Below are 14432 nucleotides of genomic sequence, written 5' to 3'. Positions count from 1 at the left end.
CCATCTTCAAAACTGAAACCGGGGACCAGGGCATCCACGATCCGGTGCCGAATCGCACTCAGAGGTAGTCGAAATAGCGGGTGAACCACGTGGCCGGATGCGTCTGGTATGCGCGGCGCAACGCATCGCTCGTGCCGTCGTAGGGACGCGACAAGGCGTCCTCCAACAGGACTACATAGCCATGGTTGGTGAGGACCTCCAAAACATTCCGCCAGTCTGCATACGCGATGAGAATCCGGGTCTCCTCATCGTCGTGGACGCCGGGACGTTCGGCACCGAGCAGAGCCAGCCCACCGAAGTTGCTCACCCGAACGAAGATCTCGGTTTCTGTGGCCGTCGCGGACGCCGGGATCTCCAACTGCCCGAGATAGCTGGCGTCCTGGACGTTCATGCCAGCGTCGACCGTGCAGACACAACCGAAGCGAGCCTCCACATCGGCGACGAGCGCCGCGAACCGAGCCTGCTCGGCCGCGTAGTCAAACCCGGCCGGCCGCTCCAGGTGCACCGGATCATCCAGTTGCCGTAGCAGCGAATCGATCTCGTCGCGACCGCTCAACGTCATGTTCTCACCCTGCCGGGCTGTCACCGTTGCCCCGACCCGCTTAGCGCCAGGCCCATTCTTCATTTCTCGCCATTTATCAAGTAGCAGGAAATAGGTCGGGGCGCCCACGACCGCCCGGAACAGATAGAGTACAACCATAAAAAGTAGGAAAAACCCAAATGTCCTACCAATAATTCGAAAACACCCATAGAGAAAACCGAGTATTTCAGGAACCGGTTTACCGTAACCACATTCGGCCCGCTCCGGATCATAGCACGCCTCGTTGAGGGCGACGACTTTCCCTATCTGCTCTGGGCCGACAATAGAACGACCTACGGCAGCCTCGACGCTTTGCTCACCCTCTCGCTCGACCCTGATCAGGCAGACCCACCAGTAGCCCAGCCCATGAGTGCTGACCGGACCTACCCGACGACACTCCTCGACCGTCGCTTGGACCGGCCGCTCGGTCGGGCCGTACGGACGAATTGAACCGGTGCCCGGGTAGAAGGAAACAGCCGTGAGGTAAATGAGCGAAAACACGTACGCCACAGCAAGGGTGACGACCGCGAAGAAGAGCAGGCGCAGCCGGTACAGCACCGGTCCGTACCGCTGCCAGATGAAGATCTCGCGCGATCGAGCGTCGCGTTCGGCCTTGTCCAGATCCTGTCTGTTGCTCAGCGAAGCCCCCTGTCCGGTCTACTGTCCACGGGTCCGGAGTTGGTCCTGGCTTCGTAGGTGCTCCGCGAACGCTTCCTGACTGCCCAGGGCGAGGTAGGTCGCGTTGCGGTAGGCGACCGAAGCCCACAGGTGCAGCTCGAAGTCATCGATGTTGCCGAACGGCTCGGCCAGCGCCTTGCGTTGCCGCCGGTTGAGCACCCGCTCCGGGCGGTCGAGCAGGTCCCCGGTGCGGCGCAGCTTGGCGAGGAAGACGTTCACCGCCGTCTCGTATCCGCCGCCAAGGGCGCTGAGTAGGCCGAACTCGAAGACGTGCAGTGCCGCTTCGGACTGCCAGTAACCGGGAGGCTTTCCGGGGCCGACGGGTACGGCGTGGACGTTCATCGTGTGGCGGGCCTCGAACAGCAGCAGGATGCCACGGCCGCGTCGGCTCAACGGTGCGCTCCCGGTTGGCAGCCGCAGCGTACGGATCGGTTCGCCGTACGCCACGTCGAAGGACCCGCCGGAGGTCGGAAACCGGCCCGTCGTCGGCTCGGGGACCAGGCACGCGAAGCGGTGATACCGCTGCCCGGCCAGGCTGGCACCGCCCAGCTTTCCACCTGCGGCACCCAGCAGGTCGAGCAGCGTGCTGGAGCTGGCCGGCTCGCCGGGCCGCAACGCGAGGACAATCGCGTCCGACACCGGCAGGGCGAGTGGGCAGCGGGCCAGGAACGCCCGGGTCCCCTCGGTCTCGGCCCGCCCGCCGGCGACCTCCTCGGCGGCGTCGCGCCAGTCCCGGGCCACGGCGAGCCGGGCCGCGACGTCGCGGACGGCCGTCTCCGGGTCGGGATACTGCTGCTGTACGGCCAGCGGCAGCGGGTCGGCCATCGTGAGCGGATCGCCGACGTCTGCCGTGTCGGAAGGTCTGCAATGGACGACGCAGTCGGCGGGCGTGTGTGGGTCACCGGCGGCGGCGTGGCAGTCGCCGGCCCAGCTGGCCGTCGGGTCCCATGAGCGCCGGCCGAACGCCAGCGACGGCAGCCGCCCGGTGGCCAGGACCGCTTCGTACTGGGGCTTTGACCGGGCGAGGCGCAGCGCGTCGAGCGGCAGCACCGGCGCCAGCCGTGCGACGGCGTCGATGATGGTGCAGTGCGGGCAGGCCGGCCCAGCGTCGTCGACGACCTGGTATCGGCGGGGGTGGTCGACGCCCGGCTGCTCCCACTGCACCCAGATGCGGCCGCCGACTTCGAGGTTGAGGTAAAGGTGGGTCGACGCGTCGCGCTGCCGGGTGACCGCGACCAGCTCGTCAAGGAACTCGGCAGTGGTAACGGTGCGTGCCTCGCCGTCGGCCATCCGATCGCCTCTCGCACCGGCTCCTGTGTACAGCCCGGATGCTATCGGCGACGGTCAACCCCAGGCGGGACCCGGGCCGGTCAGGTCTGGGTGGGGAAGCCGAGGTTGACGCCGCCGTGGCGGGGGTCGAGCCAACGGCTGGTCACCACCTTGCCCCGGGTGAAGAAGTGCACACCGTCGCGGCCGTGGGCGTGGCTGTCGCCGAACAGCGACGCCTTCCAACCTCCGAACGAGTAGTACGCCATCGGCACCGGGATGGGCACGTTGATGCCGACCATCCCGACCTCCACCTCGTGCTGGAAGCGCCGGGCGGCACCGCCGTCGTTGGTGAAGATCGCCGTACCGTTGCCGTAGGGGTTGGCGTTGACCAGCTCCAACGCCGCGTCGTACGAGTCGACCCGCAGCACCGACAGCACCGGGCCGAAGATCTCATCGGTGTAGACCGACATCTGCGGGGTCACCTGGTCCAGCAGGGTCGGCCCGAGCCAGAAGCCGGCGGCGTCGCCGTCGACCGACACGCCCCGGCCGTCGACGACGATCTTCGCGCCGTCGGCGGCACCAGCGGCCACGTAACCGGCGACCCGGTCCCGGTGCGCGGCGGTGATCAGCGGCCCCATGTCGCAGCCGGGCCGGCGACCGTCACCCGTACGGACCTTGCCGAGTCGTTCGACGATCCGGGCGACCAGGTCGTCGCCGACCGGTTCGACCGCCACCAGGGCGGAGATCGCCATGCACCGCTCCCCCGCCGAGCCGAAGCCGGCGTTGACCGCCGCGTCGGCGGCCAGGTCGAGGTCGGCGTCGGGCAGCACCACCATGTGGTTCTTCGCCCCGCCGAGTGCCTGCACCCGTTTGCCGGCAGCGGTGCCCCGGGTGTAGACGTGCCGGGCCACCGGGGTCGAGCCGACGAACGACACCGCCCGTACGCCTCCGTGGTCCAGTAGTGCGTCGACGGCTTCGCGGTCGCCGTGCACCACGTTGCAGACCCCGGGCGGCAGGCCGGCCTCGGTGAACCACTGCGCGAGCAGCACCGCCGCCGACGGGTCCTTCTCGGACGGTTTGATCACGACGGCGTTGCCGCACGCCACGGCGATCGGCACGAACCACAGCGGCACCATCGCCGGAAAGTTGAACGGCGAGATCACCGCGACGACGCCGAGCGGCTGGCGCAGGCTGTACGAGTCGACCTCGGTGGAGACGTTCTCGCTGTAGCCGCCGGTGAGCAGCGTGGGGATGCCGCAGGCGTACTCGACGACCTCCAGGCCGCGTTGCACCTCGCCGGCGGCGTCGGCGAGGACCTTGCCGTGTTCGGCGGTGATCACGGCGGCGAGTTCGTCACGCCGGGCGTTGATGATCTCCCGGAAGGCGAACAGCACGCTGGCCCGCCGTGACAGCGACACGTCCCGCCAGTCGCGGGCAGCCCGCGCCGCGACCTGCACGACCGCGTCGACCTGCGCGGCGGTGGCGAAGCCGACGGTGGCGGCGACCTGCCCGGTCGCCGGGTCGAAGACCTCACCGTGGCGACCGTCGCCGCCGGCTTCGAGCACAGTGGTACAGGCACCGTCGACGAAGTGTGGGATCCGGTTCACGCGGCACCTGCCACGGCAGTCGCCGACACCGACGCGATCGCGTCGACCAGGATCGCCAGCCCTTCGCGGGCCTCGTCGTCGGTGAGCGTCAACGGTGGCCCCATCCGTAGCACGTTGCCGTACAGGCCGCCCTTGCCGACCAGTAGCCCGCCGGCGCGGCAGGCCTCGAACACGGCGGTGGTCGCGGCCGGGTCCGGCTCGCGGGTGCCGGGGCGGACGAACTCGACGGCCAGCATCAGGCCCTTGCCGCGTACCTCGCCGACGATCGGATGTGCGGCGGCCGCCTCGGTCAGCCCGGTACGCAGCAGCTCGCCGGTGCGGGCGGCGTTGGCCTGCAGGTCGTGGTCGCGCAGGTAGTCGAGGACGGCGACGCCGGCGGCGGTGCTGACCGGGTTGCCGCCGAAGGTGGAGAACGAGATCGCCGGTACGGCGTCCATGACGTCGGCGCGGCCGACGACGCCGGCCAGGGCGAAGCCGTTGCCGATGCCCTTGGCGAAGGTCAGCAGGTCCGGTACGACGCCGTGGGCCTGGTAGCCCCAGAAGTGTTCGCCGGTGCGGCCCCAGCCGGTCTGCACCTCGTCGGAGATGAGCAGGATGCCGGACTCGTCGAGGACCTTCTTCCATTCGCCGAGCAGCCCGTCGGGGCCGTGCACGAAGCCGCCGACGCCTTGGATCGGCTCGGCGATCAGGCAGGCGACGTCGCCGGCGGTCTGGGTGGCGAGGACTTCGCGCAGGTCTTCGACGGCGGCGTCGAGCTGGGCGTCGGGGCCGAGCCGGGCCAGCAGGCCGCGCAGCCGGTCACCGGAGTGCAGCCAGGCGACCTGCAGCGGGTTGAGGGCGCTGGCCGACCAGCTGCGGTGCCCGGTGATGCCCATCGTCGCGTACGACCGGCCGTGGTAGCTGTTGCGGACGGCGAGGATCTGGTGCGACCGGCGGTAGTTGGTGGCGGCCAGCAGCGCCGCTTCGTTGGCTTCGGTACCGGAGTTGGTGAAGAAGACCCGGGCGTCGGCGATGCCGGAGAGCGCGGCGATCCGTTCGGCCAGCTCGACCTGATGGCGGATCAGGTACAGGGTGGAGGTGTGCACGATGCCGGTGGCGAGCTGGCGTTGCACCGCGTCGCGGATCTCCGGGATGTCGTAGCCGATCATGTTGGTCAGTACGCCGCCGAAGAAGTCCAGGTAGCTGCGGCCGTCGGCGCCGGTGACCCGGCGGCCGGAGCCGGCGACGATCTCCAGGGGTTCGGCGTAGTAGATCGGCATCCAGCTGGGCATGACGGCCCGGTGCCGGGCCAGCAGGTCGTCGGCGGTCATCTGGTGGCGCCACCCTTCCCCGGTTATGTCGGTGGGTGCACCCTCTCACCGTGGGTCGGCGTCGGCAACTGCCATCGTGTAGCGGTTGACCCGGCCCGACCTGACACTTCGCTGCTCGGCGTCAGTCGCCCGAGCCGCTCGCCCCCGCGTCTGAGCCCACGTCTGCCGTCCCGTCCGACTCCATCTCCACGTCGTCGCCGTCGGGGCGTTGCCGCGACGAGCGCAGCCACAGCCGTACGCCGGTGAACAGGCTCGCCACCGCGACCAGGGTGATGGCGATACCCACCGCATCGGGAATGTCACTGAACGGATAGATCCACTGCATCACCAGCCCGAAGAAGGCGACAGCGAACAGCAGACAGGCGATTGTCCGATCGCGAAGCATGCTGCTGTGTATAGCACCGAGACCGGACGGTCCCGACACGGAACCTCCCGGAACTGCGGTGTCGCCTGGGATGGCAGGGCGGGAGACATATCGCGACCTGCGACTGTTCCTGTAGGGAATGATTATTCCTCAGAGGAATACTGGCGGAATCGGCATCAGCCCACCGGTTGGTCACGCACAGTCAATTCGCCACTACTCCGAATGCGCGCCCACTGCGGGGGCGGTGTCGCGGACGGCGGCGGCGAAAACCTCGGAGCGGTGTTCGAAGTTGCGGAAATGCCCGTAGCTGGGGGCGGCCGGGGACAGCAGCACCACCCCGCCGTCCGGGGTGAGTTCACGGGCCAGCCGTACGGCCGCCGCGACGTCGGCGGCGTGCGCGGTACGGACGCCGGGCAGCCCGGCCAGGGTGTCGAGGATCCGGGGCCCGCTGTCCGGTACGCCGATCACCGTCAGCTCCGACTCGGCGAGGTGCTCGCGCAGCGGCGTGTAGTCGAGCCCCCGGTCGGTGCCGCCGACGATGACGGTCAGCGGGCGGCCGGCGTACGCGTCGATCGCGTGCATCGCCGAGTAAGGGCTGGTGGAGATGCTGTCGTCGACGAAGGTCAGCCCGGACGGGTCGGGGATCTCGGCGAGCCGGTGCGGCAGGCCGGCGAAGCCGGCGACCGCGTCGGCGATCGCGTCCCGGTCGGCGACGCAGTCGACGCCGAGCGCTTCGAGCACCGCCAACGCCACGCAGAGGTTGCCTTCGTTGTGCCGGCCGGCCAGCGGTAGCGCCGCGCGGGCGAACAGCGGCTCGGCGGCCCGGTGCAGGTGCGGCCGGCCGTCCGGGCCGGGTGCCACGTGGTAGCCGTCGGGCAGTCCGGCGGCGGTCGCCTCGACCCCGAGCAGCCGCCGGGCGAGCCGGGGATCCATACCGTTGTAGATGATCGTTTCCGGACCGTGCGCGATGATGTTGAGCTTGTCGGCGTAGTAGCGTTCCTCGCTGCCGTGCGAGTCCAGATGCTCCGGGAACAGCGAGGTCAGGGCGGCGATCCGGGGCGAGTCGGTCAGGTCGCTGCACTGGTACGACGACAGTTCGAGCACGTACAGGTCGGCCTCGGGCATCGCCAGCAGCGGTACGCCGATGTTGCCGCCGAATGCGTTGGGCCGCCCCAGTGCGGTCAGCAGGTGGCTGATCAGGCTGGACGTGGTGGACTTGCCCTTGCTGCCGGTGACACCGACGGTGCGGGCGGCGTGGTCGGCCATCCACAGCGCGGTGCCGCCGGTGATCGGCACACCACGCTCACGCAGCCGTACCACCCACGGGTGGGTCTGCGGCACGCCCGGTGAGCGGACCACGACGTCGGCGGCGGCCAGTCGGGCGAAGCCGTCCTCGCCGGTGTGCAGCGGCGCGGTGCCGGTGTCCCAGTCCGCCGGAGCGGCGGTCGCGCTGTCGTCGACGGCGACCAGCCCGGCCGGGGACTGGGCGGCGATCGCGGTCACCGCGGCCCGTCCCTCGCGGCCGGTGCCCCACACCGCGACGGATCGGCCACGCAGGTCAGCCAGGCGCACCGGTCATCTCCTCCACTGCGAAGCATGTCATCAGGCGCCGGATCGGGGGCGCAAACCGGGACTAGTATGTCTGGTCGGTGATCAGTGGAGGAGGTACGGGTGACCCGTGACGAGCTAGGACGATTCACCGCGTTCACCTTCCCCACGCTGGAGTTCGACCCGGTGACCGGGGTGGCCGAGCTGGGCTACGCGCTCACCGGCGACGACGGCGGCGAGCTGACCTTCGTCGAGCGGATCACCTTCCCGATGCCGCAGGGGGCCACCCCGCCGCCGAACGGGCCGGGGTCGACGTTCCGCCGGGTGCTGGAGCTGCTGCACCTGGTCGCCGGGGTCAGCTACTACAAGGCGGCGGCCCCGCCTCGGCTGGTGGCGCCGGCGCCGCTGGGGGCCGAGGCGGTCGCGCTGGTCACCGCCGTCTACACCAAGGGCCTGGCCGAGTACGCGTACCGCAACGCGTTGCCGCACGTGCTCGACCTCTCCCCCGTCGTGCCGGACGGGGTGCCGACCCCGCCGACACCGGTGGACACCGCCGACCGGCGGCCGTTGTCGGCGGTCGGCGGCGGCAAGGACTCGATCGTCACGCTGGAGGCGCTGCGCCGGGCCGGCTTCGACCCGGTGCCGTTCTCGGTCAACCCGAACCCGGTGATCGTGGCGGTGAACGCCGCCTCCGGGTTGCCGGCGCTGGCCGCCCGCCGGGTGCTGGACCCGCGGCTGTTCGACCTCAACGCGGCCGGGGCGTACAACGGGCACATCCCGGTGACCGCGATCAACTCGCTGATCGCGGTCGGTACGGCGGTGCTGCACGGGCTCGGCCCGGTGGTGATGTCCAACGAGCGGTCCGCGTCCGACCCGAACCTGATCTGGAACGGTCACGAGATCAACCACCAGTGGTCCAAGGGCGTCGAGGCCGAGGGGCTGCTGCGGGCCGCGTTGCAGGGCCACGCCGGGCTGACCGAGCCGTACTTCTCGCTGCTGCGGACCCTGTCCGAGCTGCACATCGCCAAGCTGTACGCGGCGTCGACCGGCTACGACCCGGTGGTGACCAGCTGCAACGCGGCCTTCAAGCTGCGTGACCGCAGTGAACGCTGGTGCGGGGCGTGCCCGAAGTGCCGGTTCGTGTTCCTGGCGTTCGCGCCGTTCATGGACCGCGACCGGCTGGTCGGCATCTTCGGTGTCGACCTGCTGGCCGACCCGGCCCAGCTGGCCGGTTTCCGGGAGCTGATCGGCGTCGACGGGCACAAGCCGTTCGAGTGCGTCGGTGAGGTCGAGGAGTCCCTGGTCGCGTTGCGGATGCTCGCCTCCTCGTCGCAGTGGCGGGACGCCCCGCTGGTCGGTGAGCTGATGGCGGCGGTGCCGGAGCAGGCGTGGCCGGCGGTCGACGCCTCCGACGTACTGCTGCCGGGCGGTCCGCACCACGTGCCGGCGGCGTACGCGAAGGTCCTCACCGCGCTGCTCTGACCGCTCGCGGTGCGCTGTCCGATGGCCGACGGCGTGACCTGTCAGAGATCGGGTCCCGGCACAATGTGACGATCGGCCGGGGAGGCACCGATGAGACTGTTCGCTGGCAGGATGCTCGCGGCCGTGGTGACGGCGGTGTGCGCGATGACCGCCACCGCCACCGCGGCGAGCGCAACCAGCCCGACCCAGGTGTGGGTCACGATCACCGGCGTGGACGTGGGCACCTGTCCACAGGTCAGTCCATGTCGCACCGTCAGCTACGCCATGCGGCAGCTGGCGATCGACGGCATCGTCCGGATCGGCCCGGGCCGGTTCCAGGAGAACGTCGTCGTCTCCGGCGCGCGGTGGATCAGCATCATCGGTTCCGGGACGCTGGCCACCGTCCTCGATGGCCGGGCTGCCGGACGGGTGATCGAGCACCCCGGTCTGGGCGGGCAGCTCTCCCTTTCCGACCTCGCCGTCACCAACGGGCTGGCGACCAGCGACAGATACTCGGACCCGTCCGGCGGCGGCATCCGCAGCGACGGCGTACTCTCCCTCACCCGGGTCTGGGTGGCGTTCAACGCGGCCACCCATCGCGGGGGCGGCATCGACTCCACAGGCGAGATCACCCTCGTCGACAGCGTGGTGACCGTCAACTCCGCCCGCACGGGTGGCGGCGGCATCTCGACTCACAAGGCGTCGATCCGACGGTCCGCGATCACGGAGAACCGGCAGCTCGGTACGGGCGGCTTCGGCGGTGGCGGAATCCTCGCCTGGCCCGGCCAGCTGACGATCGACGACTCCACCGTCTCCGGGAACACCGCCGAGGGCTCCTACGGAAGCGCCATTCTTGCCACTGGCGGGCCGGTGCTCCTCACGCACGCCACAGTCGCCGGGAACCGTGGTCGCCCTGCCCTCGTCAGCTTCAACAACGCGCTGGGCATGCAGGCTTCGGTGTTCGCCGGCAACGCTGGCGGCAGCTGCGTCCTCATCGGCGTGGTGGACCCGGAGCACCCCGGGCTGGAGTTCACCGTCAGTGACGACGGCACCTGTGGCAGGCCGGTGCCCCGCGAGCAGATGGGGCTCCTTCCGCTGGCCCAGCAGGGGATGACGCTGAGTCACGCGTTGAGCGAGGGCAGCGTACTCCGCAACGCCATCGCGGTCGAGCATCCGCTCTGCGACGGGGTCGACCAACACGGCACGCCCCGGCGCGGGCCGGGCGTGGTCTTCTGCGACATCGGCGCCTACCAGTCGGTGCCGGGCACCCCGGACGACGTGGTCGCCCCGTCGATCGATCGCGTCGCATCCGTTGTCCCGGTCGTCGCCCGCGACTGATGGCGCTTGCCGAAGGCCCGATCAGTCGCAGGCTTCCAGGTCGGTGGCGTTGACGGCCGGTGCCCGATCGTCGATCAGGTGCGGCTGCCAGCATCCGGTACCGCAGCTGCCCGTGTGTACGGCGAGGATCCGCAGCTCGGGCAGGCGCGCGGCGAGCCGGATGGCGGCCCGGCGCAGCTGATCGTGGTGCTCGGCCTCGCTGACCGGGTTGCCGGCGCAGTCGGCGTGCCCGGCCAGCACCAGGGTGCCGCTGCCGTGCGCGGTCCGGGAGACGCCGACCGCGTCCAGCAGCCGGGTCAACTCCGCCGGGTCGGCGGTGGCCAGCACCCGGTCGGCGCCCGGCGCGGTGATCAGGTCGAGGTGATCGACGTCGAGCCGGTCGCGGACCCACTGGCCGAGTGGCCCGTGGATCCGGCCGTCGATGCAGGTCACCACGGTGGCGAACCGGTCCGGCATGGTCAGTACACCTCCTGCGGCAGGCGGGGTGTCCGGTCGCTGCCGGCCGGCGTACCGGCGGTCGCGTCGACGGCGTCGGCCACCTCCGGATGCAGCTGGCCGGCCTCCCGCATCGCCGGCCACAGGCCGGAGCGGGTCAGCAGGTCCCGGACCGGGCCACGCACGGTGGCCAGGTGCAGTGCCACGCCCCGGCCGGCGAGCCGGTCCCGGGCCTGCGCCAGGGTGTGCGCCCCGTCGGTGTCGGCGTCGCTGATCGCGCTGGCGTCGAGCACCACGGCGCGCAGCGACGGGCGGTCCTCGGCGAGTGCCGACAGCTGGTCGGCGAGGTACTCGGCGTTGGCGAAGTACAGTGGGCCGTCGATGCGCAGCACCGCCACCTGCGGGTCGGTGACCAGCCCCTGGTAGCGGGCGACGTTGCGGAACGTCGCGGTGCCGGGGACCCGGCCGAGTTCGGCGGTGTGCGGCCGGGCCGACCGGTGCAGGAACACCACGAGGCTGAACCCGACGCCGACGGCCAGCCCTGCCTCGACCCCGGCGACCAGGGTGACCAGGAACGTCAGGGCGAGGGTGACCCCGTCGGCCCGCCGGGTCCGCCAGGCCGTCCAGGCACCCCGGTGGTCGACCAGACCGAGTACGGCGACCACGACGATCGCCCCGAGCACCGCCTTGGGCAGGTGGTGGAAGGCCGGGGTGAGCAGCAGCGCGGTGGCCGCCACGACGGCGGCGGTGACCACCGACGCGACCGGGGTGCGGGCCCCGGCGGAGAAGTTGACGGCGCTGCGGGAGAACCCGCCGGCCACCGGGAAGGCGTGGAAGGCGCCGGCGGCGACGTTCGCCGCGCCCACGGCGACGAGTTCGGCGTTCGGGTCGACGTGCTGGCGGGACCGGGCGGCCAGCGACTTGGCCACCGCGATGCCCTCCATGTAGGCGACCAGGGCGATCGCGACCGCCGCCGGCAGCAGGGCCCGTACGTCGGCCAGGGCGATCGACGGCAGGTCCGGCACCGGCAGCCCGCTCGGCACGTCCCGCAGGATCGGTACGCCACGGTCGCCGAGGGCCAGGACGGCGCTGACCGCGGTGACGGCGGCGACGACCAGCAACGCGCCGGGCAGCTTCGGTACGTATCGGCGCAGCAGGAGCAGCCCGGCGATGCTGACCCCGGCGACCGCCACGGTGAGCGGGTGGATCGTCGCGGCGGCCCGCCACAGGCTGGCCAGGATGCCGGGCAGGTTCTCGGCACGCTCGGCCCGCAGCCCGAGCAGGTCCTTGAGCTGGCTGGCGGCGATGACGAGCGCGGCGGCCGAGGTGAAGCCGGACAGCACCGAGTGGGACATGAAGTTGACCAGCGCGCCGAGGCGCAGCACCCCCATCAGCACCTGGATGACGCCGACCAGCAGCGCGAGCAGGCCGGCGAGGGCGGCGAACCGGCCGGGATCGCCGTCGGCCAGGGGTGCCAGAGCGGTGGCGGTCATCAGCGCGGTGATCGCGACCGGGCCGACGGCGAGCGAGCCGGAGGTGCCGAGCAGGGCGTACACCAGGACCGGCACGGTGGCGGCGTAGAGGCCGGTGACCGGTGGCATGCCGGCCAGGGCGGCGTACGCCATGCTCTGCGGCACCAGCATGACGGCGACGGTCAGGCCGGCGATCAGGTCGTGACGCAGCACCTGGCGGTCGTAGCCGCGCCGCCAGCCGAGGATCGGCAGGGCCCGCGCCGGCCCGGTGCGGGCCTGGCGCGGGTACGCGGCGCCGGTCATCTCGCCGCGCCGGCCCGGCTCAGCCGGGTCAGCGACGCGTCGACGTCACAGCCGGCGCCCCGGTTGTACGGCAGCCGGGCCAGCAGCATGCCCATCGCGCAGGTGTTGGTCAGCGCGGCGACGGTCAGCCCGGCGCCGATGGCACCGGCGACGTAGCGGGCCGGCGGGTACCAGATGCTGGCCAGCACCGCGACCAGCACGATGGCGCCGGCGACCAGCCGCACCTGACGTTCCAGGCTCCAGCGTTGCCGGCCCCGGTTGACCGGTCCGCCGGCGGCGATCCAGGCACCCATCCCGCCGGTCAGCACGGTCGCGGAGTCCAGGCCGGCGCGGGCCAGCTTGCCGCAGGCCTGGTGGGCCCGGTTGCCGGACTGGCAGATCAGCAGGATCCGGCCGCCGGCGTCGGCGACGATCCGGTTCAGGTGGGCGTCGACCTGGTCGAGCGGCAGGTTGATCGCCCCGTCGATGTGGGCGGTCTCGAACTCGGCCGGGGTCCGCACGTCGACGACGAGGGTGTCCGGGTTGTCGGCGAGCAGGGCCCGGGCGGCGGGGACGTCGATGGTCGGATTGGTGGGGGGCATGGTGTCTCCAGGAAGAGGTCGGCCAGGATCAGGTGCGGTGCGGGTCAGGTGTGCGGAGCGGGTCGTGCGGGTCGCGCGTCAGCTGTCGACGAGGTCGGCGACGCCGGCACCGTCGAGGACTGCCACGCGGTAGCCGGCGCGGACCAGCAGGCTGGCGGCGATGGCGGCCCGCCGGCCGGTGCCGCAGGCGACCAGGACCGGCCGCTGCGGGTCGAGGGCGGCGGGGATGCCGTCGGTGACCAGGTCGGCGAGGAAGCGTTCGACCGCGCCGGGCCAGCTGGCCTGCGCGCGTTCGTTCGGCATCCGTACGTCGAGCAGTTGGGCGTCGGGCGCGGTCAGCCGCTGCCGGAAGGTGTCGATGTCGAGCAGTTCGTACCCGGGGCCGAGGTCGGCGTCGGCGGCCGGCCGGTGGACGGCCCGCACGGTGTCGAGCCCGATGCGGGCCAACTGGACGACGGCCTCGGTGACGTCCTGGTCGGGTGCGGCGATCAGGACCAGCGGGGTGCCGTACGGCAGCAGCCAGCCGGCCCAGCTGCCGAAGTCGTCGGTGAGGGTGATCCCGACCGAGCCGGGGACCAGGCCGGCGGCCTGGGCCGGACGGGGCCGGATGTCCAGCAGCTGGGTGCCGTCGTCGGTCGGCAGCGCGGTGGCGGCGATCTCGGGCACGGCGACCGGCGGCATCGGCTCGCCGCCGCGGATGTTGGCCGGGCCCATGTACTGGTAGAAGGCCGGTATCGGCATCGGCGCGGCGAGCAGCCGGTCGGCGAAGGCCTCCGGGTCGCCGATGCCCAGCAGCGGGTTGGTGTCGACCTCGTCACCGATGGTGGAGGTGAACCGACCGGCGCCGGTGGTGGTGCAGAACGAGCCTTCGCCGTGGGTCGGCAGCAGTTCGACGGCCCGGGGCAGGCCGGCCAGCCGGTGCAGGGACCCGTGTTGCAGCCGGGCCAGGGTGCGGGCCCGGTCGGCACCGAGCAGGTCGGGTCGCCCGGCGGCGGCGACGAGCAGGCTGCCGCCGGAGAAGACGGCGACCGGTTCGTCGTCGATCAGCACCACGTAGCTGGTGTGTTCCGGGGTGTGCCCGGGGGTGTGCACGGGACGCAGGGTGAGGTTGTCGGCCTTGATGTCCTCGAGGTGGAAGGCGGGGGTGTGCCGGTAGGTCGGTGCGGCCCCGGCCGGCAGGACCAGCTCGGCGCCGGTGCGCCGGGCCACCTGGGGGCCGCCGGAGACGTAGTCGTTGTGCAGGTGCGTTTCCAGGACGAACCGGAGGTCGACGTCGCGTTCGGCGGCGGCGTCGAGGAACCGGTCGATGTCACGTTGTGGGTCGACCAGTACCCCTTTTCCCTCGTGGATCAGGAGGTAGGACTGGTCGCCGAGGCCTGGGGTACGGAAAGAAACGAGTTCCACTGGGCGCTCCTCACGCTCTCGACGTATACCCCTGGGGGTATCGCTTCTCCAGTATGTTCGACTGACCGGGCCACTGCAAGGC

The 14432-nt window shown here is 71.3% G+C and carries 12 protein-coding genes; 2 read left to right on the top strand and 10 right to left on the bottom strand.

Annotated features, from left to right (window positions below; genetic code table 11):
• Positions 1-58: 58 nt before the first annotated feature.
• The 6 genes from O7623_RS01795 to murD all read right to left on the bottom strand — a co-directional run bounded on the left by O7623_RS01795 (position 59) and on the right by murD (position 7380).
• Positions 59-1138, bottom strand: a complete 1080-nt coding sequence (locus O7623_RS01795) for a DUF6346 domain-containing protein (RefSeq protein WP_282226816.1) — start codon at positions 1136-1138, stop codon at positions 59-61.
• Between the two features lie 99 nt (positions 1139-1237).
• The gene (locus O7623_RS01790; RefSeq protein WP_282226815.1) at positions 1238-2548 is read right to left on the bottom strand and encodes a hypothetical protein; all 1311 of its coding nucleotides are present in this window, start codon (positions 2546-2548) and stop codon (positions 1238-1240) included.
• An 80-nt stretch (positions 2549-2628) separates the two neighbouring features.
• Positions 2629-4125: a CoA-acylating methylmalonate-semialdehyde dehydrogenase gene (locus tag O7623_RS01785; RefSeq protein ID WP_282229699.1), complete on the bottom strand. Its 1497-nt coding sequence runs from the start codon at positions 4123-4125 to the stop codon at positions 2629-2631.
• A gap of 5 nt (positions 4126-4130) precedes the next feature.
• On the bottom strand, positions 4131-5444 hold the full coding sequence (locus O7623_RS01780; protein WP_282226814.1) for an aminotransferase class III-fold pyridoxal phosphate-dependent enzyme: 1314 nt from the start codon (positions 5442-5444) through the stop codon (positions 4131-4133).
• 121 nt (positions 5445-5565) lie between these two features.
• Complete coding sequence (locus tag O7623_RS01775) at positions 5566-5829, bottom strand: hypothetical protein (RefSeq protein WP_282226813.1); 264 nt, start codon at positions 5827-5829, stop codon at positions 5566-5568.
• A gap of 192 nt (positions 5830-6021) precedes the next feature.
• Positions 6022-7380 carry a UDP-N-acetylmuramoyl-L-alanine--D-glutamate ligase gene (gene murD / locus O7623_RS01770; protein WP_282226812.1) on the bottom strand — a complete coding sequence of 453 codons (1359 nt, stop codon included), beginning with the start codon at positions 7378-7380 and terminating at the stop codon, positions 6022-6024.
• A 99-nt stretch (positions 7381-7479) separates the two neighbouring features.
• Between murD and O7623_RS01765 the strand changes: the two genes are divergently transcribed.
• Both O7623_RS01765 and O7623_RS01760 read left to right on the top strand, forming a co-directional pair.
• Positions 7480-8838 (top strand): hypothetical protein, encoded by a 1359-nt coding sequence (locus O7623_RS01765; RefSeq protein WP_282226811.1) that lies wholly within the window; start codon positions 7480-7482, stop codon positions 8836-8838.
• Positions 8839-8928: 90 nt separating this feature from the next.
• Entirely contained in the window at positions 8929-10155 is a 1227-nt protein-coding gene (locus O7623_RS01760) for a choice-of-anchor Q domain-containing protein (RefSeq protein ID WP_282226810.1), read from the top strand.
• Positions 10156-10176: 21 nt separating this feature from the next.
• Here O7623_RS01760 and O7623_RS01755 read toward each other — a convergent pair whose 3' ends face one another.
• The 4 genes from O7623_RS01755 to O7623_RS01740 all read right to left on the bottom strand — a co-directional run bounded on the left by O7623_RS01755 (position 10177) and on the right by O7623_RS01740 (position 14350).
• Positions 10177-10611 (bottom strand): carbonic anhydrase, encoded by a 435-nt coding sequence (locus O7623_RS01755; RefSeq protein WP_282226809.1) that lies wholly within the window; start codon positions 10609-10611, stop codon positions 10177-10179.
• Positions 10612-10613: 2 nt separating this feature from the next.
• Positions 10614-12365, bottom strand: a complete 1752-nt coding sequence (gene sulP, locus O7623_RS01750; RefSeq protein WP_282226808.1) for a sulfate permease — start codon at positions 12363-12365, stop codon at positions 10614-10616.
• Positions 12362-12946: a rhodanese-like domain-containing protein gene (locus O7623_RS01745; RefSeq protein WP_282226807.1), complete on the bottom strand. Its 585-nt coding sequence runs from the start codon at positions 12944-12946 to the stop codon at positions 12362-12364. Before O7623_RS01745 ends, sulP begins: the two co-directional genes overlap by 4 nt.
• Positions 12947-13024: 78 nt before the next feature.
• Positions 13025-14350, bottom strand: coding sequence for an MBL fold metallo-hydrolase (locus O7623_RS01740; RefSeq protein ID WP_282226806.1), 1326 nt, complete (start codon positions 14348-14350; stop codon positions 13025-13027).
• Positions 14351-14432: the final 82 nt, after the last annotated feature.

Origin of the sequence: Solwaraspora sp. WMMD791, assembly GCF_029581195.1 — a bacterium.
GTDB lineage: Bacteria > Actinomycetota > Actinomycetes > Mycobacteriales > Micromonosporaceae > Micromonospora_E.
Note: the sequence above shows the minus strand (reverse complement) of the source record. Positions and strands in the feature narration are given on the sequence as shown.

Excerpts from the sequence above, each read along its gene's own strand:
- O7623_RS01790 (WP_282226815.1), bottom strand. The coding sequence starts at position 2,548 with ATGGCCGACGGCGAGGCACGCACCGTTACCACTGCCGAGTTCCTTGAC.
- O7623_RS01780 (WP_282226814.1), bottom strand. The coding sequence starts at position 5,444 with ATGACCGCCGACGACCTGCTGGCCCGGCACCGGGCCGTCATGCCCAGC.
- O7623_RS01775 (WP_282226813.1), bottom strand. The coding sequence starts at position 5,829 with ATGCTTCGCGATCGGACAATCGCCTGTCTGCTGTTCGCTGTCGCCTTC.
- O7623_RS01760 (WP_282226810.1), top strand. The coding sequence starts at position 8,929 with ATGAGACTGTTCGCTGGCAGGATGCTCGCGGCCGTGGTGACGGCGGTG.
- O7623_RS01755 (WP_282226809.1), bottom strand. The coding sequence starts at position 10,611 with ATGCCGGACCGGTTCGCCACCGTGGTGACCTGCATCGACGGCCGGATC.
- sulP (WP_282226808.1), bottom strand. The coding sequence starts at position 12,365 with ATGACCGGCGCCGCGTACCCGCGCCAGGCCCGCACCGGGCCGGCGCGG.
- O7623_RS01745 (WP_282226807.1), bottom strand. The coding sequence starts at position 12,946 with ATGCCCCCCACCAATCCGACCATCGACGTCCCCGCCGCCCGGGCCCTG.